At 63.4% G+C, this 25,161-nt stretch carries 22 protein-coding genes; 11 read left to right on the top strand and 11 right to left on the bottom strand.

What is annotated here, in order from left to right:
• Positions 1-45 precede the first annotated feature (45 nt).
• Positions 46-864 carry a cyclase family protein gene (locus ACK41X_RS04770; protein WP_409719799.1) on the top strand — a complete coding sequence of 273 codons (819 nt, stop codon included), beginning with the start codon at positions 46-48 and terminating at the stop codon, positions 862-864.
• A 7-nt stretch (positions 865-871) separates the two neighbouring features.
• On the opposite strand, the gene ACK41X_RS04765 is transcribed toward ACK41X_RS04770, so the two are convergent.
• The 7 genes from ACK41X_RS04765 to ACK41X_RS04735 all read right to left on the bottom strand — a co-directional run bounded on the left by ACK41X_RS04765 (position 872) and on the right by ACK41X_RS04735 (position 6,743).
• The gene (locus tag ACK41X_RS04765) at positions 872-1,255 is read right to left on the bottom strand and encodes a c-type cytochrome (RefSeq protein WP_409719797.1); all 384 of its coding nucleotides are present in this window, start codon (positions 1,253-1,255) and stop codon (positions 872-874) included.
• A gap of 112 nt (positions 1,256-1,367) precedes the next feature.
• On the bottom strand, positions 1,368-2,735 hold the full coding sequence (locus ACK41X_RS04760) for a molybdopterin-dependent oxidoreductase (protein ID WP_409719795.1): 1,368 nt from the start codon (positions 2,733-2,735) through the stop codon (positions 1,368-1,370).
• A gap of 155 nt (positions 2,736-2,890) precedes the next feature.
• Positions 2,891-3,463: a response regulator gene (locus ACK41X_RS04755; RefSeq protein ID WP_409719793.1), complete on the bottom strand. Its 573-nt coding sequence runs from the start codon at positions 3,461-3,463 to the stop codon at positions 2,891-2,893.
• A complete protein-coding gene (locus tag ACK41X_RS04750; RefSeq protein WP_409719791.1) occupies positions 3,453-4,907 on the bottom strand; it encodes a sensor histidine kinase in 1,455 nt (484 codons plus the stop codon). The genes ACK41X_RS04755 and ACK41X_RS04750 overlap by 11 nt, the downstream gene beginning before the upstream one ends.
• Positions 4,907-5,788 (bottom strand): PhnD/SsuA/transferrin family substrate-binding protein, encoded by an 882-nt coding sequence (locus tag ACK41X_RS04745; RefSeq protein WP_409719789.1) that lies wholly within the window; start codon positions 5,786-5,788, stop codon positions 4,907-4,909. Before ACK41X_RS04745 ends, ACK41X_RS04750 begins: the two co-directional genes overlap by 1 nt.
• A 258-nt stretch (positions 5,789-6,046) precedes the next feature.
• Positions 6,047-6,265, bottom strand: coding sequence for a hypothetical protein (locus ACK41X_RS04740; protein ID WP_409719787.1), 219 nt, complete (start codon positions 6,263-6,265; stop codon positions 6,047-6,049).
• Positions 6,266-6,545: 280 nt separating this feature from the next.
• Positions 6,546-6,743: a hypothetical protein gene (locus ACK41X_RS04735; protein WP_409719785.1), complete on the bottom strand. Its 198-nt coding sequence runs from the start codon at positions 6,741-6,743 to the stop codon at positions 6,546-6,548.
• A 236-nt stretch (positions 6,744-6,979) separates the two neighbouring features.
• On the opposite strand from ACK41X_RS04735, the gene ndk reads away from it, so the two are divergent.
• The 5 genes from ndk (at position 6,980) to ACK41X_RS04710 (ending at position 13,782) form a co-directional block, all read left to right on the top strand.
• Positions 6,980-7,402 (top strand): nucleoside-diphosphate kinase, encoded by a 423-nt coding sequence (ndk, locus tag ACK41X_RS04730; RefSeq protein WP_409719783.1) that lies wholly within the window; start codon positions 6,980-6,982, stop codon positions 7,400-7,402.
• A 129-nt stretch (positions 7,403-7,531) separates the two neighbouring features.
• Complete coding sequence (locus ACK41X_RS04725) at positions 7,532-8,308, top strand: TerC family protein (RefSeq protein WP_409719816.1); 777 nt, start codon at positions 7,532-7,534, stop codon at positions 8,306-8,308.
• A 65-nt stretch (positions 8,309-8,373) separates the two neighbouring features.
• Entirely contained in the window at positions 8,374-10,473 is a 2,100-nt protein-coding gene (locus tag ACK41X_RS04720) for a molybdopterin-dependent oxidoreductase (RefSeq protein WP_409719781.1), read from the top strand.
• Between the two features lie 74 nt (positions 10,474-10,547).
• The gene (locus ACK41X_RS04715; RefSeq protein ID WP_409719779.1) at positions 10,548-13,304 is read left to right on the top strand and encodes a cation-transporting P-type ATPase; all 2,757 of its coding nucleotides are present in this window, start codon (positions 10,548-10,550) and stop codon (positions 13,302-13,304) included.
• Positions 13,305-13,578: 274 nt separating this feature from the next.
• Positions 13,579-13,782, top strand: a complete 204-nt coding sequence (locus ACK41X_RS04710; RefSeq protein ID WP_409719777.1) for a cold-shock protein — start codon at positions 13,579-13,581, stop codon at positions 13,780-13,782.
• Between the two features lie 69 nt (positions 13,783-13,851).
• Here the strand turns inward: ACK41X_RS04710 and purN are convergent, their stop codons facing one another.
• Positions 13,852-14,511: a phosphoribosylglycinamide formyltransferase gene (gene purN / locus ACK41X_RS04705; protein WP_409719775.1), complete on the bottom strand. Its 660-nt coding sequence runs from the start codon at positions 14,509-14,511 to the stop codon at positions 13,852-13,854.
• Between the two features lie 3 nt (positions 14,512-14,514).
• Positions 14,515-15,591, bottom strand: a complete 1,077-nt coding sequence (purM, locus tag ACK41X_RS04700; protein ID WP_409719773.1) for a phosphoribosylformylglycinamidine cyclo-ligase — start codon at positions 15,589-15,591, stop codon at positions 14,515-14,517.
• Positions 15,592-15,731: 140 nt separating this feature from the next.
• On the opposite strand from purM, the gene ACK41X_RS04695 reads away from it, so the two are divergent.
• The 5 genes from ACK41X_RS04695 to ppx all read left to right on the top strand — a co-directional run bounded on the left by ACK41X_RS04695 (position 15,732) and on the right by ppx (position 22,041).
• A complete protein-coding gene (locus ACK41X_RS04695) occupies positions 15,732-16,277 on the top strand; it encodes a CDP-alcohol phosphatidyltransferase family protein (RefSeq protein WP_409719771.1) in 546 nt (181 codons plus the stop codon).
• A 24-nt stretch (positions 16,278-16,301) separates the two neighbouring features.
• Positions 16,302-17,429: an AI-2E family transporter gene (locus tag ACK41X_RS04690; protein WP_409719769.1), complete on the top strand. Its 1,128-nt coding sequence runs from the start codon at positions 16,302-16,304 to the stop codon at positions 17,427-17,429.
• 4 nt (positions 17,430-17,433) lie between these two features.
• On the top strand, positions 17,434-18,111 hold the full coding sequence (locus tag ACK41X_RS04685; RefSeq protein ID WP_409719767.1) for a chromosomal replication initiator DnaA: 678 nt from the start codon (positions 17,434-17,436) through the stop codon (positions 18,109-18,111).
• A gap of 80 nt (positions 18,112-18,191) precedes the next feature.
• A complete protein-coding gene (locus tag ACK41X_RS04680; protein WP_409719765.1) occupies positions 18,192-20,399 on the top strand; it encodes an RNA degradosome polyphosphate kinase in 2,208 nt (735 codons plus the stop codon).
• A 133-nt stretch (positions 20,400-20,532) separates the two neighbouring features.
• A complete protein-coding gene (gene ppx / locus ACK41X_RS04675) occupies positions 20,533-22,041 on the top strand; it encodes an exopolyphosphatase (RefSeq protein ID WP_409719814.1) in 1,509 nt (502 codons plus the stop codon).
• 6 nt (positions 22,042-22,047) lie between these two features.
• Here ppx and hpaD read toward each other — a convergent pair whose 3' ends face one another.
• Positions 22,048-22,896, bottom strand: a complete 849-nt coding sequence (hpaD, locus tag ACK41X_RS04670) for a 3,4-dihydroxyphenylacetate 2,3-dioxygenase (protein WP_409719763.1) — start codon at positions 22,894-22,896, stop codon at positions 22,048-22,050.
• A gap of 105 nt (positions 22,897-23,001) precedes the next feature.
• The gene (locus ACK41X_RS04665; RefSeq protein WP_409719762.1) at positions 23,002-25,077 is read right to left on the bottom strand and encodes a S9 family peptidase; all 2,076 of its coding nucleotides are present in this window, start codon (positions 25,075-25,077) and stop codon (positions 23,002-23,004) included.
• Positions 25,078-25,161 lie beyond the last annotated feature (84 nt).

The raw sequence follows: 25,161 nt of genomic DNA, 5'->3' as shown, positions 1-25,161 counted from the left end.
AGGCGTCACGATGACGCGGTGTCCGCGGCCGAAGGAGTGTCCGTCATGTGCGTGCCAGGATGCCAAGATGCGGTGCGCGCAGCGTTGAGCCGGCGCGGCTTCTTCAGGGGCGGTGCTGCGGCCGCATTCGTGGCGACGGCGGTCAATGCCGGGCCTGCTGTCGCACAGGAACGCAGGTTCAGCCGCGTGATCGATCTGACGCATGTGATGTCGCCGGACTTTCCGACCTTCTTCGGCGTGCCGGGAATCGAAATGAAGCGGCAGGCCGATCTGAAGAAGGACGGGTTCAATGCCTATGTCTGGCAGCTCATGGAGCATGCCGGGACGCATCTCGACGCGCCGATCCATTTCTCCGAGAACGGCGTGACCGCCGACCGGATCGAGGCGGGCTCACTGGTGGTGCCGCTGGCGGTGGTCGACGTGTCGGAGCAGGCGGCGAAGAACACAGACTATCAATTGTCGCGGGCCGACCTCGATGCCTACGAGAAAAAGCACGGCCGCATTCCCGACAATGCCTGTGTGGCGATGCATTCCGGCTGGGCGCGCTACATAACCGACGGCGCGAAATATACCGGCAAGGACGCGGCGGGGAGCTTCCATTTTCCGGGCTTTGCTCCGGATGCCGCGCATTGGCTGATGACCGAGCGCAAGGTGGCAGGGCTTGCGGTGGATACGCTGTCGCTCGATCACGGCGCCTCGAAGGATTTCAAGACGCATTATCTGTGGCTGCCGTCCGGCCGCTGGGGGCTGGAGAATGTCGCCAATCTCGACCGGGCGCCGGCCGCCGGCGCGACGCTGGTGGTGGGCGCAGCCAAAGTGAAGGAGGCTACCGGCGGCCCGGTGCGGCTGATCGCGCTGGTCTAGGGGCGGGCTATTTGATCGTGATCTGCCCTGCCGTCTGCACCTGCAGCTGCGCGTCCTTGGCGAGCGCGCCATGGTTCGCCAGCACATAGGCGGTGACATCGAGCCGCTGCGTGTCGTTGATCAGGGTCGGATCGTTGAACGGCATGATCTGCATGTATTCGATCAGGTTTTGCGCGTTGCCGAATTTTGCGGCCAGCAGGCTGCCTTCGCCCCAGATCGGGGTCTGATAGCCTTCGCCGCGTTTGCCGTCGACGCCGTGGCACTGCGTGCAGAATTGCGCGTAGACCTGTTTGCCTCGCTCAAGCTGGGGATGGGGATCGGCGATCGAACGAATTGCCGGAAAGCCGCAAAGCGCAGCGGCAACGGCAACAGCAATGACATGAAGCTTCATCGAAACAAACCGCATTGTGTTGGTCGGAGACACGCACAGAAGGAGAGGATGGAACCGATCTGCGCCATGCCGCAGACATGCCGCGGCATGGCGATGTTGCATGACGTTGCGGTCAGACGACCTCAATCTTGAACTTCGGAATCGACCAGTTCGCCATGCCGAGCGTGTTCAGCGGGATTTGCTCCGGCTGCGAAACGCCCGCGTTGTCGGTCGTGCGCGTCTCGATCGTATGCTTGCCCGCCTTGGCGTCCCACGGAAAGGTGAAGCGGACCCAGGTGTAACGGCCAAGATTGGGCTGCTGGATGGTGGCGCGCTGCCACGGTCCGCCGTCGATGCGGTATTCCACCGTATTGACGCCGTGTTGCGGCGCCCAGGCATATCCGCGCATGGTCTGCTGTCCGGCGCTGAGCTTGGGCCATTCGTCCCTCTTCAGCGGATAATTCGAAGGCACTGACGGGGACTTTTCCAGCACCAGCGGTACCGTGAGCGTCGACTTCGGCGGCATCCAGGTGACCATCGGCCCCTTGATGTCGGCGGCGGTGATACCGGGCAGGAATTCGTCGTCAGGGCCGTGTTCGGGCGCCGCATAGGTCGGGCCGAGATAGACCTCGCCTTTGGTGTTGAGTCGCGTCCAGACCCGTTTGTTGGTAACGCGGATCTCGGTCACCCATTTGATCGAAGCGGTGCCGCCCCAGCCCGGCACGACGATCCGCACCGGCGCGCCGTGGTCGGGCGTCAGCGGATTGCCGTTCATCGCAAAGCACACGCCGATGTCGTCGGCCCGCGTCGCGACCTCCGAATAGGGCATCGGCCGGCCCATGTCGTTACCGTCCACACCCGACCAGAACAGCACCGTCACCGCGTCCGGCTTGATGCCTGCGCGCGCGAAGATTTCGCTCATCGGCACATATTGCCATTCGGCCTGGCCAATGGCGCCGAGCACCCAGTTGCCTCCGGACACGTCTTTGGCGGTGAAGCCGCCCTGTTCCCAGAACAGCGTGCGCCCGTTGCCGTGGCACTCCATCGTGGCGATGATGGTGCGGGACGGCATCTTGAGGAGATCTTCGTAACCGATGTCGAACGGCCGCTCGACCGATGCGCCATGCACCTTGAGGCGCCACCTGTCGCGGACCAGTTCGGCTTTCTGCTCCGCGGTCGGCGTCGGATAGTGATTGCGGACGTAGAACTCCTCGACCGGGGTCATGAAGGTGGTGAAGTTCCAGTAATTCCCGGAGCGCACCGTCGCGCCGATATTGAGCACGCGGGAATCGTCCTTGACGATGATCCGGCGTGCCGGCGCGGCTGGAGCCGCGGGTGCAGCAGGCGCTGCCGCGGGCGCTTGCGCCACCGCAGGCGCTGCCGCGAGCGCGCCGAATGCTGCAGCCGAAACAAAAAGACTGCGCCGATCGATATTCGAACCATGCTTGAGAATGCGCTGCGCAGTGGCCGCATCCTCGGCCTCGTGCCGTTTCCAACCCATGTCATCCCTCCGGATGTTTATGAAGGGGCGACGATCACCGCCGTGCCCGCGCACAAACTTGCAACGAGACCGCGGGCAGGCAAGAGAAAAAGGGGGAATACCTCAATTATTTCAATGACTTGTTCTGATTTTCGAACGTGTGCGACGCACCATGTTCAGCGTCTTGAACGTTTGAAGGCCTGCGCCTCGATGCCGAGCGCCTTCATCCGCGACCACAGCGTGGTGCGCGAGATTTCGAGACGGCGCGCCGCTTCCCCAAGCCGTCCCTGTGTTTGGCTGAGCGCACGCTCGATCTCGCCTTTCTCCGCCTCCACGAGGGCATCGCGCAAGCTGTTGGAATGCGGCCGTTGTCCGTGCGCGCGAGGCGAGATCTTCGCCAGCCGATTCAGCAATACGCTCATTTCGAATGGCTTTACGACGTAATCGGCGGCCCCGGCTTTCATCAAACGGACCGCCTGATCGATGTCGGAATAGGCGGTCATGAACAAAAAGGGCGTCGCGGCTTGACGGCGACGGGTCTCATTGAAGACCTCCTCGCCACTGCCGTCCGGAAGTCTGATATCGCAGATCACGATATCGGGATTTGCCGCCGGCAGCGCCCGCAAGGAGTCGTTTTTGGTCCGCCACCAATGGACCTTCGCGCCTTCAAGCGACAGCCGCTGCACCAGCGACTCGCCCATGATCGGATCGTCCTCGACCAGACCGATGACGTGACGCTCAGGCGACATGGCGGATCTCCGTCTCGCTCTGGATTGGGAGACTGACGGAAATCTCGGTGCCTTGTCCGCTGGCGGTCTTGAAACGAATGTGGCCCCCGAGGTCGAACACCATGCGGCGGATCAGCCAAAGACCGAGTCCGCTACCTTCGGAAAAGGAAGGCGTATCGGGGCGCGATCCATCGAGAATGGCTTGGGCATGTTGCGGCAGGCCCGGACCTTGATCGGCCACGTCGAGGATGAGGGTGCCCGCGCCGCCATGGACCCGGACATTGACGGTCCCGCCATCAGGCGAAGCGGTGATGGCGTTCAGCCCGAGATTGAGCACGATCTGGCGAACCTGCGTCGCAGGCAGAGCGATTTCACCCGAAACAGCATTTGACCACAGGATGCGAAGATTGCGGCGCGCCGCCTCGGGCGCCAGCAGGAGGCGCATATCGTTCAGGTCGGCCGCCGTCAGATTGCGCGGCTGGTGGTCGGTGCGATAGGTGGCGAGGATAGTCCGGACGACGTCGCGAATGCCGCGCAGCCCGCGCTCGATCAGGTCGAGTGACTGCAATCTCACGCTCGGCCGCTCGCCATGGCGCTTCAAAGTGTCGACGGCATTCAGCATGCCGCCCAGCGGATTGTTGATCTCATGTGCAACTCCCGACGCGAGGCGGCCGAGGCTTGCCAGCTTTTCCTCGGCCGCCAGTTGCTTGGCCATCGCCTCGCGTTCGTTGAGCGCTTGGGCCATCGCATTGTAGCGTTGGAACAGGCGGCCGATCTCGCTGTCCGGAGAGGGCAGGGATGCCGGAAGCACCGGGTTGACCGGACCTTTGGCGCCCTGGTCGAGATGGCTTGACAGCACGCCGAGCGGCGCGAGCATCCTGCGTGTGGCCCAATATCCCAAGGCCGCGAGCATCAGGGCGATCGCGGTATTCGTGGCAATCAGGGTGAGCAGCACCTGCCGCCGCTCGTGCAGAAGATGGGAGATGTCGAAGTCGGCGAAGAGCTGGCCAATGGTGCGTTCCTGATGGGCGAGCACCTTGCGCGCATAGGCGCGGCCGCGATCCTCGTCCACCTGCAGGGTTTCATTTGCAGCGAAACGCTCCGACAGCGAAGGCTGGTCGCTGCCGAGCGGGATGGTGCTGGGATCGCTGGAAGCGAGCGTCTGGCCGCGGCTATCGAGGACGACGACATTGGCCCGGCCGAAGCCGCCGCCCAAGCCGGTCCGGCGATCGATGGCGTCGAATGCTTCCCAAACATCCTCGCGCAGGACGTAGGGCGTCAGGGATGCGGCGAGACCTTCCAGATAGGTCGTGGACAGCGTCGCAAGCTGGCGCTGCTGCAGCGCCTTGAGCCGCGACAGCACTGCGTTGGTAATCACGATGCTGACGCACAGCATCAGCAATGCGACCAGAACCGGAACTTTGATTGCAATGGGCCAGCGCCTCGGAACAAGGTTGCGCAGCATCAGTCGAACTGCCTGACCAGAGCTAAGCGATTGGCGATGCCATCGAACAATTCGGGCTTTGGCTCGGCAAATCCATCGAGCCGCAACAACGACAGGACGCGGCGGCCGAGTTCGTCGGCTTGCATCTCCCGCAGCGCCGCCGCGAAACGCCGCAGTCTTTGCGTTTCCGCAAGGCTCCGGGACGTCGCGATCGGCGGAAAACCGAACCAGTCGGATTTCCAGACAACCCGCGTCTTTTGCGTCAGCTCGGGTTCGGTTTCGGAGACAACTTCCCAGACATAGCCGTCGACGCTCCCGGATTGTGCGAGGCCGGACGCAACGGCGCGAACCACATTGCGATGTCCGTAGGTAAAGAAGCTGCGGGAGAAGAAGCTCTCTGGACGCATGCGGCGCTCGGCGAGGGCGGCCCGCGTCACCAGAGAGCCGGAATTTGAATCCGGATCTGAGAATGCGTGGACATCGCCTTTCAGATCCTCGATCGTCTGCGCCTGACGGCCCGCCGCGGCGATCAGATAGGCCTGATAGGTGCTCGAACCGCGCCACACCGGAAGCGCGACCAAGGACAATTGCGAGCGATATGCCACGAAGGGATAGCCGCAAATCCATGCCGCATCGATCTGTCCGGCGACCAGCTGCGAGGTAATCTCCTGATATGTCCGGCGCAGCACCAGCCGGACTTCGGACTTGATCGATCGCTTGAGATAACCCTGCAGCGCCTCGAGCAAAGCAAGGTCCGATGTCAGGAAAACCGGCGTGAGGCCAAAGGTGAACGGTGCTTCGGCACGCGCCGCACCGTCGAAAGCGCCATGCGCGGCCGCCGCCGCGGCGCCTGCGATCAGACGCCGGCGATTGATCTTACGTCCTGCTCCAGGCGCATCCATCGAACAAGCGAATTCAGTTTCAGATATCTTCTCGATTATGCTGACCGGCTTAGTTTCGCAGAAGCCCAGGTTTCTGCAAAGCTCCTGTCTACCGCAGCGCCATCCGGCGCCGCGGAACAGGCCGAATGCCGGTTCCCTCAACGCGAGGCTGCACGAAGCAATGAAGCGGTAATGATGCGAGCCAAAAGGAAGAAACCCCGGTCCCGCAACGGAATCCGGGGCTCTCTGCCTCCCGGCAGGATCGTCTGCCGACAGCGATCAGTAGCAGACGTTGATCCGCTTCCAGTAGCCATACTTGCCGCCAACCCAGATCCGGCGCCAGCAATTGTAGTAGATCGGGCGGACGTGGACGTGAACGTGGCCCCAGTGCCCGTGATGGTGGCGCTTCCAGCCGGCTTCCGCCGAGGTGGTTGAACCGAGCGAGGCAATGCCGACGGTGGCGACGGCAGCGAGCGCGATAGCAGTCATGCGAAGCATGTCATCTCTCCCTTTTGCGTGGATGCCGGAGCGCATCCCGTACAGGTCTGTCGCGCGTGGAGAGCAGTCCGTTCGCGCGTTCGATTAAACTTGCGCAATGAAGGCTGCGACATGATGTACGAAGTTTTCCAGCGACCTCCGGACGGGTTCGCGCGAGCGCGCGGATCGCTGACGCATCCCAGATCGCGTCGCCGCATCAGCGCGTGATCTCGGCAAAAGAAAAACCCGGCCTCGCTTTGTCGAGGCCGGGTTCTGCACGGCGCCACCGGGCGTATCGTGCTTAGTAGTAGCGGTACGAACGGTAGTACGAACGATAGCCGTAGTACGGCTTGTAGTAGCGGTAGCCGTAATAGGGCTTGTAGTACGACTTGTAGCCGTAATACCCGCCGTAATAGTGGGCCGAGGCGGCGGTCGGGGCGAGCGCGGCAGTGACGAGCGCGGCACCGGCGGCCAGGCCAAGAAGGGTCTTGCGGAACATGGGGTCTCTCCTGTGGTGGATGTGATGTCACATCCTGATCTTCAGTCGCGGCCTGCGCGGAATTGGTTCGAAACCCGCGGAGTTTCGGAAACCCACGTGAATTCAGCGGTTTGTCAGACGCCGGAGTGCGGCCGGGCGCCGCAGGCGCTGTCTTGCCGCGATCCGGGCGCATGGCTATAAGCCGCTCGCGCCCATTCCGGGCTTTCTTTTCCGAGCACCTTCAGAGGACGTCATTCATGGCGATCGAGCGCACTTTTTCGATTCTCAAGCCGGACGCCACCGCGCGCAACCTGACCGGTGCGATCAACGCGGTCATCGAAAAGGCCGGACTGCGCATCGTCGCGCAAAAGCGCATCCGCATGTCGAAGGCGGAAGCCGAGACCTTCTACGGTGTGCACCGCGAGCGGCCGTTCTTCGGCGAACTCGTCGAGTTCATGACGTCGGGGCCGGTTGTGGTCCAGGTGCTGGAAGGCGAAAACGCGATCGCCAGGTACCGTGAGATCATGGGTGCCACCGACCCAGCCAAGGCCGCGGAAGGCACCATCCGCAAGATCTATGCGAAGTCGGTCGGCGAGAATTCGGTCCATGGCTCCGACGCCGTGGACACCGCGGCCAAGGAAATCGCCCAATTCTTCTCCGGCAATGAAATCGTCGGCTGAGATGTCTGGCCGGGTCCGATAGAGGGTTTCTATCGGCTGACGGGCGATCCCTGTTGCCACCGTATATCTACGGTCGTAGATACCTGTAGTTTGACAAAGGGGTATCGGGTGGCATCGCTTCTGGCCGAGATGCTGTCGCCGGCCTTCTGGCTGGCGGCAGGGCAGATCATTGGGATCAATATCGTCCTGTCCGGCGACAATGCGGTGGTGATCGCGCTTGCCTGCCGCATGCTGCCCGCCAAGGAGCGATTCTGGGGCATGATCCTCGGCGCCGGGGTGGCGGTGCTGCTGCGGATCGTCTTCACCCTCGTGGTGGCGCAGGCAATGGGCTACCCGTTCCTGAAGCTGATCGGCGGCGTGCTTCTGCTTTGGGTCGCAGTCAAGCTGGTGGTCCCGGAGGAGGATCACGGGGAGGGCAAGGTCGCGGCCGCCGACAATCTGTGGCGGGCGGTGCGGATCGTCGCCATCGCCGACATCGTGATGAGCCTCGACAATGTCATTGCCATCGCGGCCGCAGCGGAGACCGCGGGCATCCGGGTCGATCCTCTGAATGCAGAGCAGATCAAGGCCGCGCTGATCGTGTTCGGTCTGGTCACCTCGATCCCGCTGATCGTTGCCGGTTCGGCGCTGTTGATGTCGCTGCTCGACCGCTTCCCGGTCCTGGTCTGGGCCGGGGCCGCGCTGCTCGGCTGGGTGGCGGGCGACATCATGGTCAAGGACGCAGCACTCGCCTTTGTGCTAACTGCGTCGGACATCCAGACCCTGCATTATTTCGCAGCGGTCGGCGGGGCAGCCTTCGTGGTCGGGATGGGCTATTGGCTGCGGCAATACCAGCACAAGAAGCTGTTGCAGGCCCCGCTGGTGATCGATCCGCCGGGACCAGAGGAGTTCCCGCACAGGCGGTAGGCATTCCCGATGGCGTGCAATCGGTTTTGATAAAACGCGCGCAGTAAACTAGAACAAGAGGCAGGATGAACATCCATCACCCTGCCTCTCTTGTTGTCCGGGCATCGGCCTGTCCGCACGATTGCCCCTCGACCTGCGCGCTCGAGGTCGAGGTGATCGATGGCGCGCGGATCGGCCGGGTGCGGGGCGCGGACGAGAACGCCTATACCGCCGGTGTGATCTGCGCGAAGGTCGCGCGCTACGCGGACCGCATCCATCATCCCGACCGGCTGACCAAGCCGATGCGGCGCAAAGGCGCGAAGGGTGCGGGCACGTTCGAGCCGATCGGCTGGGACGATGCGCTCGACATCGTGGCCGAGCAATTCCTGAAGGCCGAAGCGCGCTACGGCGCGGAAACGGTGTGGCCGTATTTCTACGCCGGCACCATGGGGCTCGTGATGCGCGACGGCATCAACCGGCTGCGCCACGCCAAGAAATATTCCGGCTTCCAGACCACGATCTGCGTCAACCCGGCCTGGACCGGCTTTATCGCCGGCACCGGCAAGCTCGCTGGGGCGGACCCCCGCGAGATGGCGAAGTCCGATCTTGTCGTGATCTGGGGGACCAATCCGGTCTCGACGCAGGTCAATGTGATGACGCATGCGACGCGCGCGCGAAAGGAGCGTGGCGCCAGGATCGTCGCCATCGACATCTACATGAACGGCACCATGGAACAGGCCGACCTGCCGGTGCTGGTGAAGCCCGGCACCGACGGCGCGCTCGCCTGCGCCATCATGCATTGCCTGTTCCGCGACGGCGCCGCCGACTGGGATTACCTGAACCGCTACAGCGATGCGCCGCGCGAGCTCGAGGCGCATCTGAAGACCCGTACGCCGGAATGGGCGTCGGCGATTACCGGCTGCCCGGTCGAGACCATCGAGGAGTTCGCGCGGCTGGTGAAAGAGAACAAGCGCGCCTTTTTCCGGCTGGGCTACGGCTTTTCGCGCTCGCGCAACGGGGCGGTCAACATGCATGCGGCAAGCTGCATCCCGGTGGTTACCGGCGCCTGGCAATACGAGGGCGGCGGCGCGTTCCACAATAACGGCGCGATCTATCACTGGAACAAGGACATGATCGAGGCGCCGGAGCTCACCGATCCGTCGGTGCGCATGCTCGATCAGTCGAAGATCGGCGCGATCCTCGACGGCGATCGCGACGCGCTTTTCGGCGGGCCGCCGGTGACGGCTTTGCTGATCCAGAACACCAATCCGGTATCGGTCGCGCCCGACCAGAATGTGGTGAAGCGCGGCTTCGCCCGCGACGACCTGTTCGTCTGCGTGCACGAACAGTTCATGACCGAGACCGCGGCGATGGCTGACATCGTGCTTCCCGCGACCATGTTCATGGAGCACGACGACGTCTATCAGGCCGGCGGCAGCCAATATATCCTGCTGGGTCCGAAGCTCGTCGATCCGCCGGGCGAATGCCGCAGCAATCACGACGTGATCTGTGGCCTCGCGCAGCGGCTCGGCGTGACCCATCCGGGCTTCGCCATGACGCCGCGCGAGATCATCGACTGGACGCTGAAGAAATCTGGCTGGGGCGATCTGGAGCGGCTCGAGCGCGAGCGCTGGATCGATTGCCAGCCGCCGTTCGAGAAAGCGCATTATCTCGACGGCTTCAAGTGGCCGGACGGCAAATTCCGGTTCAAGCCGGACTGGCCGACGGTGCCGTTCAAGTCGCCGTGGACCGCGGGCCCGGTGGCGCAGATGCCGGCCTTGCCGGATCACTGGGCGGTGACGGAGGAGGCCGACACCGAGCATCCGTTCCGGCTCGCGACCTCGCCGGCGCGTCAGTTCCTGAACTCGACCTTCAACGAAACGCCGGTCTCGGTGAAGCGCGAAGGGCGGCCGACGCTGATGATGCATCCGGAAGATGCCGCAGCATACGGTATTGCCGACGGTGATCGCATCGTGGTTGGCAACAGGCGCGGCGTTGTGCGGTTGCACGCGAAGCTGTTCGATGGCGTGCGGCGCGGCGTCGTGATCGCCGAATCGATCTGGCCGAATACTGCCTACGAAGACGGCTGCGGCATCAACTCGCTGACCGGAGCCGATTCGATCGCGCCATATGGCGGCGCCGCCTTTCACGACAACAAGGTGTGGGTGCGTTTGTCGCAGGCGTGATTTGCGGCGAGTCAAGGTCTTGCGTGGAACTGCCGGTAAGAGGCACCACGTGAATCTGGCCGATCCGAGGGACAATGCCCGCACAAAGTCACACAAAGCCAATTGATGCACACCCGTTGCCCGCACCGGTGGGTGCCGCGGATGCGCCATTCGCCTGGCACGCTGTCCCTGTCGATGACTGCCTGCAGCGCCTCGATGCGCAACGCGAAGGACTGACCGAGAGCGAGGCCGCACGACGTCTCGCCACCTTCGGGCCGAACCGTCTGCCGACCTCGAAGCCGCGTTCCGCGCTGATGCGGTTCCTGATGCAGTTTCACAATCTCCTGATCTACGTGCTGATCGCGGCGGGCGTCCTCGCCGGGCTGCTCGGCCACGGCGTCGATGCCGCCGTCATCTTTGCGGTCGTACTGCTCAATGCGGCGATCGGCTTCATCCAGGAGGGGCGCGCCGAACAGGCGCTGGACGCGATCCGCAGCATGATCACGCCGCGCGCTTCCGTGCTGCGCGACGGCCGCCGCGTGACGGTCAATGCAACGGACATCGTTCCCGGCGACGTGGTGCTGATCGAGGCGGGCGATCGCGTGCCGGCGGATCTGCGCCTGATCCGCGCCCGCAACCTCACGATCGACGAGGCGATCCTGACGGGCGAGTCGGTGCCCGTCGAAAAGGGCACGGCGCCTGTCGAAGCCAAGGCGACTTTGGGCGACCGGTCGCCGATGGCGTTTTCCGGTACGTTCGTTGCGGCGGGGCAGGGCGTCGGACTCGTCGTGGCAACCGCGCTCTCAACCGAGCTCGGCCGCATCAGCGCGATGCTGGGCGCCGTCGAGACGCTGACCACGCCGTTGGTCCGGCAGATGGATCAGTTCGCGCGCCAGCTCACGGCGGTGATCCTTGCCGTGTCCGTGGCCGTATTCGCCTTTGCGGTCTATCTGCGCGACTATGCATGGGCGGACGCCTTCATGGCGATGGTCGGGCTTGCCGTTGCCGCCATTCCCGAAGGCCTGCCCGCCGTGATGACCATTACACTTGCCATCGGCGTGCAGCGCATGGCGGCGCGCAACGCGATCATTCGCCGGCTGCCGGCGGTGGAAACGCTGGGCTCGGTTTCCGTCATCTGCTCCGACAAGACCGGCACGCTGACGCGCAACGAAATGACGGTGCAGACCGTCGTCACGGCGGATGCGACATACGAGGTGGCCGGCAGCGGCTACGAGCCGAGAGGAGAGATTTCGCGGGACGGTCGCGTTATCGACGCCATCGACGACCCCGTGCTGGGTGAAATTGCACGCGCGGCGTTGCTCTGCAACGACGCGACGTTGCGTCAGGCGGACGCCGGATGGATCGTCGACGGCGATCCGATGGAGGGGGCATTTGTCAGTTTCGCCGCAAAGGCCGGCTATGATGTGGCCCTGACGCGCAAGCAAATCCCGCGCACCGACGAAATCCCGTTCGATGCGCGGCATCGCTTTATGGCGACGCTGCATCATGGCCATGACGGCAATTCGATCCTCTATCTCAAGGGCGCACCCGAAACCGTGATTGGTCTGTGCAAGAACGCGCTCGGACCTTCGGGTGCGGAACCCTTCGATACGGCGGATTGGCACCAAAGAATCGAGTCGCTTGCTTCGCGCGGCCAGCGGGTTCTGGGGCTGGCGATGAAGCCGATGCCGTCAGGCAGCCGCGATCTCACCTTTCAGGATGTCGAGAGCGGTCTGGTCCTGCTTGGCATTGCCGGTCTGATCGATCCGCCGCGCGAGGAGGCGATTGCCGCGATCGGCGAGTGCGGCCGCGCCGGCATCGCGGTCAAGGTCATCACCGGCGACCACGCGGTGACGGCAGGCGCCATTGCCGAGCAACTGGGCCTGCCGAACCACCGTGCGGTCATGACGGGCGACATGCTGGAGGCTCTTGAAGAGCCGCAATTCCGGGAGGCCGCACGGAACACCACGGTGTTCGCGCGGGCGACGCCCGAGCAGAAGCTGCGGCTGGTCGAGGCGCTGCAGGCCGACGGCGCCGTGGTCGCCATGACCGGCGACGGCGTCAACGATGCGCCGGCGCTGAAACGCGCCGATGTCGGCATTGCGATGGGGCAGAAAGGCACCGAGGCGGCGAAGGAGGCTGCGGAGATTGTGCTCGCCGACGATAATTTTGCCTCGATCGTGGCCGCCGTCCGCGAGGGCCGCACGGTCTACGACAACCTGACCAAGGTGATCGGCTGGACGCTGCCGACCAATGGCGGCGAGGCCATGGCGATCATCGTTGCCATCCTGTTCGGTCTCGCGCTGCCGATGACCCCGGTCCAGATCCTCTGGATCAACATGGTGACGGCGGTTGCGCTGGGACTGACACTCGCCTTCGAGCCGACCGAGCCGAACGCCATGCGGCGTCCGCCGCGAAAGCCGGATCAGCCCATTCTATCCGGCCTGTTGATCTGGCGGGTGGTCCTCGTGTCTCTGCTGTTCGTGACCGGTGCCTTCGGCATGTTCTTCTGGGCGAAAGCGCGGGGCCTCCCGGTCGAGGAGGCGCGCACCATCGTCGTCAATACCATCGTGGTGTTCGAGATCTTCTATCTTTTCAGCGTGCGCTATCTGCACGAAACGTCGCTGACCTGGGAGGGCCTTGTGGGAACACCGGCGGTGCTGATCGGCGTCGGTCTGGTATCGGCCGCGCAATTCGTCTTCACCTATGCGCCGTTCATGCAGACGATTTTCCAGACCCGCGCCGTCTCACTGGCCGATGGCATGAGCATCGTCTTGCTGGGTGTCGTGTTTTTCGCAATTCTCGAACTCGACAAGTTCATCCGGCGCCGGTTGATGATCTTGCCGGATTAAATTGCGGTAAGGGCTGCTTCGCATTCGCAGCATTTGCGGAAAGTTTCGTTCAAACCTGCGAACCAGAAGCGTTGCAGTGACTGCAAGACGCAGGCCCCGTGTCTTGCTAAAGCCGCATTCCCGGCATCCTATTGCCTTGCAATCTGACCTTGGCTCCTTCGCCCCGCTGCCTTGTTGCGACGTGACCGTTCGGACCCTCGAAAGCTTAGGTTGTGGCGCCGATGCGGCAGATCGTTTGGGCGTCATCAATGACTGACAGATCAGGAGACAGACGATGCCGATGGGTACCGTCAAATGGTTTAATCCGACCAAAGGTTACGGGTTCATCAAGCCGGAGACCGGCGACAAGGACGTGTTCGTTCATATCTCTGCCGTCGAGCGTGCAGGACTTTCGACCCTGAACGAAGGACAGAATGTGGAATTCGAACTCGTCTCAAATCGCGGCAAGACGTCCGCCGAAAATCTCAAGGTGGCTTAGAATAGTCCATTATCCCAGTGCGCGGCGGGACCGCGTTCACTATTCAAGCCCCGGTTCGCCGGGGTTTTTTTATTGTGCGGCGCCGGGAAGAAACGCCGCTTCTTGATTGCTGACCGGGCCTTCGATCACGCAGCGCCCGTTTTCCACGCGGACCCGGCCCGATGCAACGAGCTTCAGCGCCAGCGGATAGATGCGATGCTCGATTGCAAGCACGCGGGCTGCAAGCGCGCTCTCGGTGTCGTCCGCAAAGACCGGCACGCGGCCCTGGGCGATGACCGGGCCCGAATCCATTTCAGGCACGACAAAATGCACCGTGGCGCCGTGCTCCTTTGCCCCGGCTTCGATGGCGCGGCGATGGGTATCGAGCCCCTTGAAGTCGGGGAGGAGAGCCGGATGGATGTTGACCATCCTCTCCGGCCATTGCGCGACGAACCATGCGGTGAGAAGGCGCATGAAGCCGGCCAGGCAGACGATCTCGATCCGGTGCGCCTGCAGCACCTCCTGCAATGCATGCTCGAAGGCCTCGCGATCCTTGCCGAAGGACTTGTGATCGACGATCGCGGTTTCAAGTCCTGCTTCCGCCGCGCGTTGCAGACCGCCTGCATCCGGCCGGTTCGCAACCACGAGCACGATTTCGGCCGGATAGGAGGGGTCGCGCGCAGCCTCGATCAGCGCGGTCATGTTGGAGCCGCGGCCGGAAATCAGGATCGCGGTTCGCTTGCGGACCATGGTCTATAGCGACAGATCGAGTAAGCCGCGATAGGTCACGCGTTCGCCGCCTGCGGCGCAAGGCACCACGGTTCCGATCGGACGCGCGGTCTCGCCGTGCTCGTGCAGCACCTTGATGACAGCGTCGGCCTTACCGGGGTCGACGACCGCAATCATGCCGATGCCGCAATTGAAGGTGCGCAGCATCTCGGCCATCGCAACATTGCCTTCGCGCGACAGCCAGCGGAAAACCGCAAGCGCGTCCACCTGCGACAGGTCGATTTCCGCGCCGAGGTCTTTCGGCAGCGCGCGGGGAATATTATCCGGGAATCCGCCGCCGGTGATATGGGCGAGCGCCTTCACTGCGCCGGTCTGCCGGATCGCGGCAAGGCAGGACTTCACATAAAGCCGCGTCGGAACGAGCAGGGCTTCGCCCAGAGTCTTGCCCGGCGCGAAAGGGGCCGGCGCATCGAAGCCAAGACCCGAGCGCTCCACGATCTTGCGAACCAGCGAAAATCCATTGGAGTGGACGCCGGAGGATGCCATCCCGATCACGACATCGCCTGCCGCAATATCGCTGCGGGGCAGGAGGGTGCCGCGCTCTGCGGCGCCGACGGCAAAGCCGGCCAGGTCATAGTCGCCCGGCTGGTAGAGGCCTGGCATTTCCGCCGTCTCGCCGCCGATCAGGGCACAACCGGTCTCGCGGCAGCCCTGCGCGATCCCGGCCACCACTTTGGCCCCGGTATCCGGATCAAGCTTCGAGCAGGCGAAATAGTCGAGGAAGAACAGCGGCTCCGCGCCCTGGACCACCAGGTCATTGACCGACATGGCGACAAGGTCGATGCCGATGGTGTCGTGCCGTCCGGTTTCGATGGCGATTTTGACCTTGGTGCCGACACCGTCGGTCGCGGCCACCAGCACCGGATCCTTGAATCCGGTACGCGCGAGGTCGAATACCCCCCCGAAGCCACCGATTTCGGCATCGGCGCCCGCGCGCGCGGTGGCCCGCACCAGCGGCTTGATCAGATCCACCATGCGGTTGCCGGCATCGATATCGACACCGGCTTCGCCGTAGGTCAGGCCGCTCTTGTTGCCGGACATGAACCGAAAGCCCTCCGAAGCGCCATGGCGGCGGATTCACGCGGCGTGGTAGCGCGGAAATCGCATTAGGTGCAATGCCTTGAGCGCGGCTATAATTACCACAGGCCGGTCGATCCGGCCCGATTCCTGCCGGGACATTCATGAGCCTGCCGAACCTCATCACCATGGCGCGCATTCTCTGCGTGCCGCTCATTGTGTGGGCGATTACCTCCGGCCAGATGCTGGTGGCATTCGTGCTGTTCATGCTGGCAGGTCTGAGTGACGCTGTGGACGGTTTCCTCGCCAAACGCTTCAACATGTCTACCGAGCTCGGCGCCATGCTCGACCCGGTCGCCGACAAGGCCCTGATCGTGTCGATCTATGTGGCGCTGGGCTTCACCGAGGCATTGCCGCGCTGGCTGGTGATCCTCGTGGTCTCGCGCGACATCCTGATCGTCGGCGGATTTCTGGTGGCCAAGATGATCAACCGGCCGATGCCGGTACGGCCGCATCCGGTGTCCAAGCTCAACACCGTGGCGCAAATCCTGCTGGCGGGACTGGCGCTCGGGGCGCTTGCCCTGCGATTCGATGCCGGATCGGCCCTGCCGGTCCTGATCGGGCTTGTCACGATTTTAACCTTGCTTTCGATCGCCTTCTATGTCGCTGAATGGATACGCCATTTCGGTACCAACGGGGCTGCCCGTTAAGGCGATGAGGGGGATGGCACGGCCATGAACACCACGACGTCGGGTCCGACCGGAGGTCCGCCGCCGCAGATCACCAGCAATCCGCTTACGCTGCGCCGTCAATTGCTGTTCTGGTGCGGAGCGCTGATCGTTCTGATCGGGCTGTTATGGTTGCTGGGCGATGTGCTGATGCCATTCGTCGCCGGCATGGTGCTGGCCTATCTGCTGGACCCGCTGGTGCGTGCAGTGCAACGATTGGGCTTCAACCGTGCACTTGCGTCGGTTCTGGTCGTGCTGATTTTCGTCGTCGTCATCGTAACCGCGCTGGTCCTGCTGCTGCCCATTCTTGCCGATCAGCTTGCGGGACTGGCTGCGCGCATACCGGAATATGTCGAACGGCTGCGTCAGCTGATCAACGAGCAGAGCCAGGGCTGGCTCGGCCAATACATCAACGAAAAATTGCCGGAGGCGCAGAAATCGGCCGGGACTGTCGCCGCAGCCGCGGCCGGCTGGGCCGGCACGGTTCTCGGCTCGATCCTGAGCGGCGGCCGTGCGCTGGTCTCGGTGCTGTCGCTTGTCATCATCACGCCGATCGTCGCCTTTTATCTTCTGCTGGACTGGCCGCGGATGTTGCAGACGATCGATTCCTGCATTCCGGTCCCGCATCGCGAAACCGTGCGCGGCCTGGCGCGAGAAATGGATCGGGCGATTGCCGGGTTTGTGCGCGGTCAGGCGATCGTCTGCACCATTCTCGGTACCTTCTATGCGATCGCGCTGATGGCAATCGGCGTCAATTTCGGTCTGCTGATCGGTATCACCGCCGGGCTATTGGGCTTCGCCCCCTATGTGGGAACGATTTCCGGTTTTCTGCTTGCCGTTGGCGTCGCCACTGCCCAGTTCTGGCCGGACTGGACCATGCCGGCCCTCGCTGCAGGGATTTTCCTGATCGGCCAGTTTGTGGAGGGCAATATTCTGCAGCCGCAGCTTGTCGGCAAGGAGATCGGGCTGCACCCGGTGTGGCTGATGTTCTCGCTGATCGCCTTCGCCTATCTGTTTGGCTTTGTCGGGCTCTTGGTTGCGGTGCCGGTCGCTGCCGCGATCGGCGTTCTGGTGCGGTTTCTCGTGCGCCAATATCTTGCGAGTCCCTATTACACGGGCGGACAGCCGGGCTGAGGCGATGGCATTGCCGCCGCGTCAGCTTGCGCTTTCGCTCGATCATGCCGAACGGCTGACCCGCGAGGATTTCCTGCCCGGCGCCTCAAATGAGGCCGCACTCGCGATGATCGAGCGCTGGCCCGAGTGGCCCTCGCCCGCGCTCGCCATTGCCGGGCCCGAGGGCAGCGGCAAGAGCCACCTTGCCGCAATCTGGGCCGACCGGGCGGGAGCGCGGATTGTGTCCGCCGAGATGATGCATACCGACACCTTGCCGGAGGCGCTGGCCACGGGCGCGCTTGTTGTCGAACATTGCGCAGCCGGTGGATTTGACGAGCGCGCGCTGTTTCACCTGCTCAATCTTGTGCGCGAGCAGAGTGCGGCCCTTCTGATCACCGCAAGGGGTGTGCCGTCGTCGTGGGCCGTGACATTGCCGGATCTGGCCTCGCGGCTGCGCGCTTTGCCGACGGTTTCGATGGCGGCGCCGGACGATGCGCTGTTGCGCGCCGTGACGGTCAAGCTCTTCGCGGATCGTCAATTGGCCGTTGACGAAGCGCTGGTCAGTTACCTCCTGACACGGGTCGGGCGGTCCTTTGCGGCGATCAGGACCGCGGTTCAGACGCTCGACCGTGAGGCGTTGCAGCGCAAGAGGCCGGTCAATCGTGCGCTTGCCGCCGAGTTGTTCCGGAATTTCCAGCCCTGACCATGCCGGCAAATCTGCTATCCTGCGTCACCGGCTAGTCACGAATCCGTCTTAAGGTCCGGCTTTCCTGGAAACTCGCCATGCAAGATCGCGCCGAAGCCATTGTTTTGACGGATGAATCCGCTCGGGCGGACCATGAATCCGAGGCCCGCCTGCACGCGCTGATGAAAAGCCCGGAGCGGTTCATCAATCGGGAATTGTCGTGGCTGCATTTCAACCGCCGTGTTCTCGACGAAGCCGGCAATGCCAATCACCCGCTGCTGGAACGGCTTCGATTTCTGTCGATTTCGGCGAACAATCTGGACGAATTTTTCATGGTGCGCGTGGCGGCGCTCAAGGGCCAGGTGCGCGAGGGCGTCTCCGACCGCTCGCCGGATGGCCTGACGCCCTCCGAGCAACTGGCACGGATTGCCGAAGTGGTCTCGGTTCTGGCGAGCGACCAGCAGACGCGCTGGCGCGAATTGCGCGAAGAACTTGCCGGCAACGGCATTGTGATCGTCGATGCGCAGGGCGTGACGAAGCAGGAGCAGGACTGGCTGGAAGAACAGTTCCTGACGGCGATCTTCCCGGTTCTGACGCCGCTTGCAATCGACCCGGCGCATCCATTCCCGTTCATTCCCAATCTCGGCTTCACGCTTGCGCTGCAATTGTCGCGCGTCAGCGACGGCAAGGCGATGAATGCGCTCATTCGCGTGCCGCACAAGATCGAGCGCTATATACAGCTGCCCCGGACCGGCGAAGGCGGGCTGCGCGTCATCACGCTCGAACAGGTGGCATGCCTGTTTGTGGGCCAGCTCTTCCCCGGCTATGTGATGAACGGGGTCGGGGCGTTCAGGGTGATCCGCGATTCCGAGATCGAAATCGAGGAAGAAGCCGAGGATCTGGTCCGCTCGTTTGAAAGCGTGCTCAAGCGCCGCCGCCGCGGTTCGGTGATCCGGCTCGAGCTTGAACAGTCGATGCCGGAAGATTTGCGCCGCTTCGTGCAGCGTGCCATGGGCGTGAGCGACGACGAAACGTTTTTGGTCGACGGCATGCTGGCGCTCAACGATCTCAAGGAAATCGTTGCGATCGGCCCGTCCGACCTGCTGTTCGCGCCATACAATCCGCGTTTTCCGGAGCGCATCCGCGATCACGGTGGCGATTGCTTTGCGGCGATCCGGCAGAAGGACTTCATCGTCCAGCACCCCTATGAATCCTTCGACGTTGTCGTGCAGTTCCTGCAGCAGGCGGCGCGCGACCCGGACGTGATCGCGATCAAGCAGACACTCTATCGGACGTCGGCGGAATCGCCGATCGTGAAGGCGCTTGCAGAGGCAGCCGAGGCCGGCAAGTCGGTCACCGCGCTCGTTGAGTTGAAGGCGCGGTTCGACGAGGAAGCCAATATCCGCTGGGCGCGCGACCTGGAGCGCGCCGGCGTGCAGGTGGTGTTCGGCTTCATCGAGCTGAAGACCCACGCCAAGCTCTCGCTTGTGGTCCGCCGCGAATCCGGCAAGCTCGCCACCTATGTGCATGTCGGGACCGGCAACTATCATCCGATCACCGCCCGCATCTATACCGACCTGTCCTACTTTACGGATGATCCCGTAATCGCGCGCGACGTCGGCCGCATCTTCAATTTCATCACCGGCTATGCCGAGCCTGCCGAACTCGAAGTCATGGCGGTCTCTCCGGTGTCGCTGCGGCGACGGCTGGTCGAGCATATCGATGCCGAGATCGAACATGCCCGGGCCGGACGCCCCGCCGCGATCTGGCTGAAAATGAACTCGCTGGTCGATCCGGGCATGATCGACAAGCTTTACGAGGCCTCGCAGGCCGGGGTCTCCGTCGATATCGTGGTGCGGGGCATCTGCTGTCTTCGTCCCGAGGTTCCGGGCCTGTCCGACAATATCCGTGCGAAATCGATCGTCGGACGGTTCCTGGAACATTCCCGGATTTATTGCTTCGGCGCGGGCCACGGCCTGCCGCATCCCAAGGCGCTGGTTTACATCTCCTCCGCCGACATGATGCCGCGCAATCTCGATCGTCGCGTCGAGGCGCTGTGCCCGATCACCAACCCGACCGTGCACGAACAGGTGCTCGACCAGATCATGGTGGTGAATTTCAACGATAACGAGCAGAGCTGGAAGCTCTTGCCTGACGGCACCGCAACCCGCATAAGGCCCGCGAAAGGCGAAGAGCCTTTCAACGCGCAGAAATACTTCATGACCAATCCGAGTCTGTCGGGTCGTGGGAAATCGCTCAAAGAATCAACGCCGCGCCGCCTCAGCCGCCGTCAGGACCGACGCTAGTGCCCCGGGCGCCGGCGAATTCGGCATCACGAGCAAGGCCCGCAAAAACACCAAGACGAGTGCTCCGCCGTCTCTGCGGAACCGGCAATTGCGCAGCAAGAGCCAGGGTTCGCTGGTGAAAGCCTCTGCGCCTGTGGAAAACCCGCAGGGACGTCTGGATCACGGTCCCGCGGTTGCCGTCATCGATATTGGATCGAACTCGGTCCGCCTGGTCGTCTATGAAGGCCTGACACGCAGTCCGACACCGATTTTCAACGAGAAGATTCTGGCCGGTCTCGGCCGCCAGGTCCAGTCCACCGGTTTGCTGGCGCCCGATGCCGTGGTCGAAGCGCTTCAGGCGCTGCGTCGCTTCCGTGCATTGTGCGACAATCTGAAGGTCGGGCGGGTCTTCGGCCTCGCCACGGCGGCATGCCGGGACGCCGAGAACGGTCCGGCCTTCATCGCAGAAGCCGAGCGCATCTGCCGGATCAAGATCGATGTCTTGTCGGGCAAGCGCGAGGCTGAACTGGCCGCACTCGGGGTGATTTCGGGGGTCCACCGGCCGGACGGCATCACCGGCGACCTCGGCGGCGGCTCGCTGGAACTGATCGATGTGCGCGGCACCAAGATCCGGCGCGGCGTGACGCTGCCGCTCGGCGGTCTCGCGCTGAAGGACAGTGCCGGGCAGTCGCTCAAGCGCGCCGAAAAGATCGCCGAGCGCGCCTTGGCCGGTGTGCCGTTCCTGAAGACCGGCAAGGCGCGGACCTTTTACGCCGTCGGCGGCGCGTGGCGGGCGCTCGCCGGGCTGCATATGGCGCAGACCGGCTATCCGCTCCACGTCATGCATGGCTATACGCTCCATGCCCGCGAGGCGCTCGAATTCTGCGACCTCGTCAAGCGCGTCGATCCCGAGACGCTCGCCAATATCGAGGTCATCTCGGCGGCACGACGGCCCTTGCTCGGCTATGCCGCCGTGGTGCTCGGCCGCCTGATCCGCCTGATCCGCCCGGAGAATGTTGTGGTTTCGGCGCTCGGCGTACGCGAAGGGCTGCTTTATTCGCTGTTGCGCGAGCGCGAGAAGAACAAGGATGCCCTGATCGACGCTGCGCGCAATATCAATCTGTTGCGCTCGCGCTCGCCGCAGCATGGAGAGGAATTGCTGGCCTGGACCGACCGCTTCATGAAGTCGAGCGGCATCGACGAGACCGCCGACGAGCGCCGCTTGCGCCACGCCGCCTGTCTGGTCGCCGATGTCGGCTGGCGGACCCATCCGGATTATCGCGGAGAGCAATCGCTCAACCTGATCGCGCATGCCGATTTCGTTTCGCTGGACCATGCGGGCCGCGCCTATCTGGCGCTGTCGGTCTATTTCCGTCATGTCGGCATCACCCATGATGACGAATTGTCGCCGCGGCTGCGCGAACTCGCCTCGACCCGGATGCTCGACCGCGCGCGCATTCTGGGTGCGGCGATGCGGGTCGCGTACATGGTGTCGGCTTCGACGCCGGGCGTGCTGCCGAAGACGCCGCTGCGGGTCGAGCAGGGCAAGCTGGTGCTGCGGCTATCCGGCCGCAATGCGGCGCTCAACGGCGAACGCGTCGTCAACCGCATGCGGACGCTGGCGAGGCTGATCGGGCGCGAAGCGGTGGTGATCGAGGAGTGACAGGTGTCAGGCGAGGTGAAATTCCACCGCCACCTGACCGCTGCCGCTCGAGGGGAAATAGTCGCAAAGCTGCTCGGCCTTGCCGGCGTAGCGGTCCCAGCCCAGGGCGCCGAACAGCATGACGGTGTCGACCATCAGCGCTTCGCCGTTGCACTTGCGGGTATAGTCCGGGAGCATCGCGCAGAACTCGGCGAAGCGTCCCTCGCGCCACAAGTCGAGAACCCGCAAATCCATCTGCCGGTTGAACTCGCTCGAAATCCTGTTCCAGGCCTCGGGTCCGAGCTTCGAATTTTCGAACAATTGATGCGACAGCGAACCGCTCGCAAGGATCGCGACCTTGTGCTTCGAGCGCTTGATGGCGCGCGTAACGGCCGCACCGAACTTGCGATTCTCCTCGACCGAGGCAAAGACCGGAGAGGCGATCGGCACCACCGACATCGCGCTGTCCTTGTTCATGTAATGCATCGGGACGATGGTGCCGTATTCCACCGGCATGGTTCTGACCTTGTGCGCCAGCGCGAGCGGTCCGTCCTTTGCGGTTTCGGCTGCGATGAGGTCGGCGAGATCGGAATTGCCCGGGAAGTCGTAGGCGATATCGTTGATCATGTGCGGCGCTTCGGGACTGGTGTAGCTGCCGCTGTGCCAGGCATTGGCGTTGATATGGAATCCGAAATTCGAGATCCAGTGGGTGTCGAACACCACGAAAGTGTCGGCGCCCCGCTCGCGGGCGCGTCTGCCGATCAGCTTCAGTGCGTTGATGGGACCGTCGCGGGTGCCTTTGAGCGGCTCCAGCTGTTCCGACAGCATCAAGGACGGCACATGCGTGATCTTGGCGGCAAGAACCAGTTCGCCCATCTGACGACGCTCTCCCAAACGGATCTTGAGTCACATTAGGGAGCGCGACGGCCCACAAATTTGCGCTGGATCAATCCGGGTGCTTCTGACGGCAGTGGGCTGCGCTCACGCGACTCCGTTGCGCGCGCCGGTCAGCTGCGTGAGAAAAAACACATACTCCTCCGCGGCTTCTTCCAGCGCCGTGTAGCGGCCGGACTTGCCGCCGTGACCGGCGCCCATATTGGTCTTGAGCAGGATGGTGTTGCCGCCGGTCGTGGTGGCGCGGAGCTTCGCCACCCACTTGGCCGGCTCCCAATAGGTGACGCGCGGATCGTTCAACCCGGCTGTGACCAGGATGGCCGGATAGACTTGCGCTGTGACATTGTCATAGGGGCTGTAGCTCAGAATATATTCGAACGCCGCCCTGTCGGTGATCGGGTTGCCCCATTCCGACCATTCGCCCGGCGTCAGCGGCAGCGTTTCGTCGAGCATGGTGTTGAGCACGTCGACGAAGGGCACATGCGCGGCGATGGCGCCGTAAAGCTCCGGCGCCTGGTTGACGATCGCGCCCATCAACTCGCCGCCGGCGGAGCCGCCCGCCGCCGTCACCCGGCCCGGCGACGCGAAGCCCAGTGCGATCAGATGGCGCGTGACGTCGACAAAATCGTTGAAGGAATTGGTCCGCTTGTCGAGCTTGCCGTCCAGATACCAGCCAAAGCCCAGATCGTCGCCGCCGCGGATATGGGCGATCGCGCAGGCGAAGCCGCGGTCGAGCAGCGACAGCCGGTTGGTCGAGAAGCCGGGCGGAATCGCGTGCCCATAGGCACCGTATCCGTAAATGTGCAGGGGGCCCTTGCCGTCCTTGACGAAGTCGCGCCGGTAGACCACCGACACCGGCACCATGACGCCGTCGCGCGAGGGCGCCATCAGCCGCTCGGTGACGTATTGCGACGCGTCGTAGCCGCTCGGAATTTCGCGAACCTTCAAGGTTTCGAGGCGCCGGTCGGAGAGATGATAGTCGTAGACGGTGTTGGGCGTGACCATCGACTGATAGGTGAGGCGGAGCCGGTCCACATCATATTCGCGATTCCCGGCAAGGCCTGCGACATAGCTCGCCTCGGGGAATTCGATGTAATGCTCCGCACCGCTGTCGTAATCGCGCAGCCTGATCTGCGACAGCCCGTCAATGCGCTCCTCGATCGCCATCAGGTTGCGAAACGTGACGAAGCCGAGAATGTAATGGCGGTCGCTGCCCGCGATCATTTCCTTCCATGCGCAGGGGCGCTCGACCGGGGCCGTTACCACCCTAAAATTCACATGCGTATCGTTGCTGCGGATGTAAAGGACGCCCTCGCGTTCATCGAGGTCGTAGAGCCGGCCGGTAGCGCGCGGCGAGACCAGCACGGGCTTTGCGGAAAAGTCGGCAAGCGGAACGAGCCAGACTTCGTTGGTCGTATGGTCGCCGGTCGAGAAGGTCGCAAAGCGACGCGACTGGGTTCGCCCGAGGCTGACCGTGAACATCGGGTCGGACTCGCGATAGATTTCGCGGTCGGCGCTTTGCGGATCGCCGAGCCGGTGATGCCAGACCGCCTTCGAGCGCCAATGCTCGTCGGCATCGGTATAGAGGAAGCTCCTCGAATCCGCCGCCCAGACGAGGCCATAGCGCCAGTTTTCAATGACGTCGGCAAGCTCTTCGCCGGTCGTAAGGTCTCGCACCTTGAGCACGAAGCGTTCCGAGCCGTTGGTGTCGACCGCATAGGCAAGGAGGCGTCCATCGGGACTGACCGCATGTCCACCGAGCCGGAAATAGTCGTGACCCGAGGCGAGTGCCGGCTCGTCGATGATGACTTCGTCCCTGCCGCCTGCATATTTGCGCCGGTACCATTTCGGGTATTCGCCGCCGGCATCGAATGCGTGCCAGTACACGAAGTCGCCGTCCTTTTGCGGGACGCTGGAATCGTCGTCCTTGATGCGGCCTTTCATCTCCGCGACGATGGTGTCGACGAGGCCGCGATGCGGCTTCATCACGGCTTCGAAATAGGCGTTCTCTGCGTTGAGATAGGCGAGGATGTCGGCATCCTTCACGTCCGGGTAACCCGGATCCCGCAGCCAGGCATACGGATCCTCGATGGTGATGCCGTGATGGGTGACGGAATGCGGCACGCGCTTGGCGATGGGCGGCTTGGCGGGGACAGCGGTCATTCGCGCATCATTCCTTGTTTTCGCGAGGCGTCGCCTCAAACTCCGTTCATTCCCGCGAAAGCGGGAATCCAGTGTTTGCGGCTC

Origin of the sequence: Pseudorhodoplanes sp., assembly GCF_046289595.1 — a bacterium.
Classification (GTDB): Bacteria; Pseudomonadota; Alphaproteobacteria; order Rhizobiales; family Xanthobacteraceae; genus Pseudorhodoplanes.
This window is presented reverse-complemented; position numbering and strand designations above follow the sequence as displayed.

What these genes read in the sequence shown, in the direction of transcription:
- ACK41X_RS04765 (WP_409719797.1), bottom strand. Translation starts at nt 1,255, where the DNA reads ATGAAGCTTCATGTCATTGCTGTTGCCGTTGCCGCTGCGCTTTGCGGC.
- ACK41X_RS04725 (WP_409719816.1), top strand. Translation starts at nt 7,532, where the DNA reads ATGCTGTCGCCGGCCTTCTGGCTGGCGGCAGGGCAGATCATTGGGATC.
- ACK41X_RS04680 (WP_409719765.1), top strand. Translation starts at nt 18,192, where the DNA reads ATGCAAGATCGCGCCGAAGCCATTGTTTTGACGGATGAATCCGCTCGG.
- ACK41X_RS04690 (WP_409719769.1), top strand. Translation starts at nt 16,302, where the DNA reads ATGAACACCACGACGTCGGGTCCGACCGGAGGTCCGCCGCCGCAGATC.
- ACK41X_RS04715 (WP_409719779.1), top strand. Translation starts at nt 10,548, where the DNA reads ATGCCCGCACAAAGTCACACAAAGCCAATTGATGCACACCCGTTGCCC.
- ACK41X_RS04740 (WP_409719787.1), bottom strand. Translation starts at nt 6,265, where the DNA reads ATGCTTCGCATGACTGCTATCGCGCTCGCTGCCGTCGCCACCGTCGGC.
- ACK41X_RS04695 (WP_409719771.1), top strand. Translation starts at nt 15,732, where the DNA reads ATGAGCCTGCCGAACCTCATCACCATGGCGCGCATTCTCTGCGTGCCG.
- ACK41X_RS04720 (WP_409719781.1), top strand. Translation starts at nt 8,374, where the DNA reads ATGAACATCCATCACCCTGCCTCTCTTGTTGTCCGGGCATCGGCCTGT.
- purM (WP_409719773.1), bottom strand. Translation starts at nt 15,591, where the DNA reads ATGTCCGGCAACAAGAGCGGCCTGACCTACGGCGAAGCCGGTGTCGAT.
- ACK41X_RS04755 (WP_409719793.1), bottom strand. Translation starts at nt 3,463, where the DNA reads ATGTCGCCTGAGCGTCACGTCATCGGTCTGGTCGAGGACGATCCGATC.
- ACK41X_RS04735 (WP_409719785.1), bottom strand. Translation starts at nt 6,743, where the DNA reads ATGTTCCGCAAGACCCTTCTTGGCCTGGCCGCCGGTGCCGCGCTCGTC.
- ACK41X_RS04770 (WP_409719799.1), top strand. Translation starts at nt 46, where the DNA reads ATGTGCGTGCCAGGATGCCAAGATGCGGTGCGCGCAGCGTTGAGCCGG.
- ACK41X_RS04750 (WP_409719791.1), bottom strand. Translation starts at nt 4,907, where the DNA reads ATGCTGCGCAACCTTGTTCCGAGGCGCTGGCCCATTGCAATCAAAGTT.
- ACK41X_RS04710 (WP_409719777.1), top strand. Translation starts at nt 13,579, where the DNA reads ATGCCGATGGGTACCGTCAAATGGTTTAATCCGACCAAAGGTTACGGG.
- ACK41X_RS04685 (WP_409719767.1), top strand. Translation starts at nt 17,434, where the DNA reads ATGGCATTGCCGCCGCGTCAGCTTGCGCTTTCGCTCGATCATGCCGAA.
- ACK41X_RS04745 (WP_409719789.1), bottom strand. Translation starts at nt 5,788, where the DNA reads ATGGATGCGCCTGGAGCAGGACGTAAGATCAATCGCCGGCGTCTGATC.
- ndk (WP_409719783.1), top strand. Translation starts at nt 6,980, where the DNA reads ATGGCGATCGAGCGCACTTTTTCGATTCTCAAGCCGGACGCCACCGCG.
- ACK41X_RS04665 (WP_409719762.1), bottom strand. Translation starts at nt 25,077, where the DNA reads ATGACCGCTGTCCCCGCCAAGCCGCCCATCGCCAAGCGCGTGCCGCAT.
- purN (WP_409719775.1), bottom strand. Translation starts at nt 14,511, where the DNA reads ATGGTCCGCAAGCGAACCGCGATCCTGATTTCCGGCCGCGGCTCCAAC.
- hpaD (WP_409719763.1), bottom strand. Translation starts at nt 22,896, where the DNA reads ATGGGCGAACTGGTTCTTGCCGCCAAGATCACGCATGTGCCGTCCTTG.
- ACK41X_RS04760 (WP_409719795.1), bottom strand. Translation starts at nt 2,735, where the DNA reads ATGGGTTGGAAACGGCACGAGGCCGAGGATGCGGCCACTGCGCAGCGC.